Origin of the sequence: Xanthomonas sp. D-36-1, from assembly GCF_017746155.1 — a bacterium.
GTDB classification, from domain to species: Bacteria; Pseudomonadota; Gammaproteobacteria; order Xanthomonadales; family Xanthomonadaceae; genus Xanthomonas; species Xanthomonas cissicola.
In genome coordinates, this window is record NZ_JAGHWR010000103.1 from 1 (window position 1) to 1,815 (window position 1,815).

Sequence of the window (1,815 nt, forward strand, 5' to 3'; positions counted from 1 at the left end):
TCCACTTCTGGCGTCTGCTAATGGGCGGGGTCAGGATCTCTGGGTCACCGAGCTTCTCGGCTACCTGCCCACGCACCCGATCCCAGGCCTGAGTGACGGTATCGGCCCGAATGCGCTTCCCGCGCGAGGTCACAAAGACCGCTCCCTTCTTCGTTTCGCTGGCTTCGAAGCGCGCCGCGATCAAGGCCATTGGCTCTGAGGTCAACGGGATCACGCGCTCGTTGTATTTGCCATTCTTGGCCTTGGTCTCGCGAAGTCGGGCGGTCTTTTTCTTGAAGTTGATGTCCGCCCAATCGAGCTTCACGCATTCGGAGCGACGGGCTGCGGTCATGCGCGCAAAGCGAATGACATCGGCCGTTGCCTGATCGGTCCGCCCAGCATCCAGCTGCGCAACGATGGCGTTCCATTCCTCCTTGGAGAGCGTCCGGTCGCGCGAGTCGTCCGAGTTGAGGGATTTCAAGCTCTTGATCGGCGAGCGCAGATCGATCTGCCAGGTCTCGTGCGCAATCCGAAAAAGGTTCCGGATCGTGGTTAGGGCCCGCTTTTTGCTCCCCTGGGCCATCGGGAGCGTGGTGCCGTCTCGCTTGACTTTGATGTATGAGTTCACGAACGAGCTGGCATGGCGCCCCAGGAAGTCATCCTGAGTCAAGTCTTTGGCCAGCTTGCGGGTGAGGTGGGGCATGCCGGTCTGGCTCAATCCGAGACCTTTGCCGCCCCCAAGGAAGAGATGGGCATTGGAGTGGTCGGTCCTGACCGACGCGTGCTTGATCAGCCCATCATCGATTTCTTGGATAAACCGTCGCAGCAGATCCCCGAAGGTCCAAGCCTCGGCAGTGTGGGCATACGGAGTTTGCCGAAGCTCCAAGGAGGCGTGTTCTCGGCGGACATACGCCTCGGCCATGAGCCGTGCAGCGTCGATGTGATGCTCAGTGTTCGGGGGCGCTTTGGGGTCGACGGGGTAGCGCACCAGCGGGAACTTCAACGCCTGCCCGTCGAGGGACCTCCGGATACGCGCCTCCCACCTCAGCTGCCCGTCCGTCCTGAGCGTCACGCCCGCTACAGAGCTAACGGCCTGGGAGGCTTTGATGCCGCGCGGAAGCGTGCCATTGAAGGTCTTGGTGCGCCCCGGCTTGACAGCTGCTTTGGCTTTGCTCACTTAGCGTCTCCCTGTATCCTTGGGCGGATGGCCCCGTGGCACAATTGGATAGCGCGCGTCCCTCCTAAGGACGAGGTTGCTGGTTCGAACCCAGCCGGGGTCACCACTTTTTTGACAATCGGCGTGAGTAGGCCGGTCGTTACCACAGACTTGCCACAGTCAGGCTGGACTTCCAGGGAAAGCCTTGTCCTGCTTGGGTCTTAGTGTAGCGACGTTGTCCCTCCTAAGGGGAAGTCGCCCGTTCGAATCGGGCCGGGGTCACCAGATCGAGGTCAGCAGTTCTCAGGGCCGCTTCTAACTTGCGCAGCGGCCGGATGCCGTGCCTCATACGCATGTCTGCAGGAACTATACTCATCAGGTTGCGCGACACATGGCTGCCTGACAACGGATATCTGCCGCACGATCTAGCCTCGATTTTCATCCGCGCTCAGGCAGCGCCGGGCGGGGGAGCAACCACAACTCGCCGGAACCCCGCAATTCTCTGAGTCAGATTTGAACGGGCTGCTCAAAAGTTTGCAGCGGGCTTGACAGTGGCAGCCTCGCAACCTTCAAGCTTGACCAGTGTTCGTAAACCAAGGCCTGCCTGTGCAGGCTGCCACGTGGTCTTCCACCGGTCCTCCAATGCTGCGTCTGTTACCGAGTCCGCCCTGAACAACTCG

The 1,815-nt window shown here is 60.8% G+C and carries 1 protein-coding gene and 1 tRNA gene; one reads left to right on the forward strand and one right to left on the reverse strand.

Features of this window, described 5'->3' with window-relative positions; translation table 11 throughout:
- Positions 1 to 1,156, reverse strand: a 1,156-nt coding sequence (locus J7367_RS20750) for a site-specific integrase (protein WP_209028997.1), incomplete at its 3' end; no start/stop codon positions are given.
- Between the two features lie 29 nt (positions 1,157 to 1,185).
- On the opposite strand from J7367_RS20750, the gene J7367_RS20755 reads away from it, so the two are divergent.
- Positions 1,186 to 1,262, forward strand: a tRNA-Arg gene (locus J7367_RS20755).
- Positions 1,263 to 1,815: the final 553 nt, after the last annotated feature.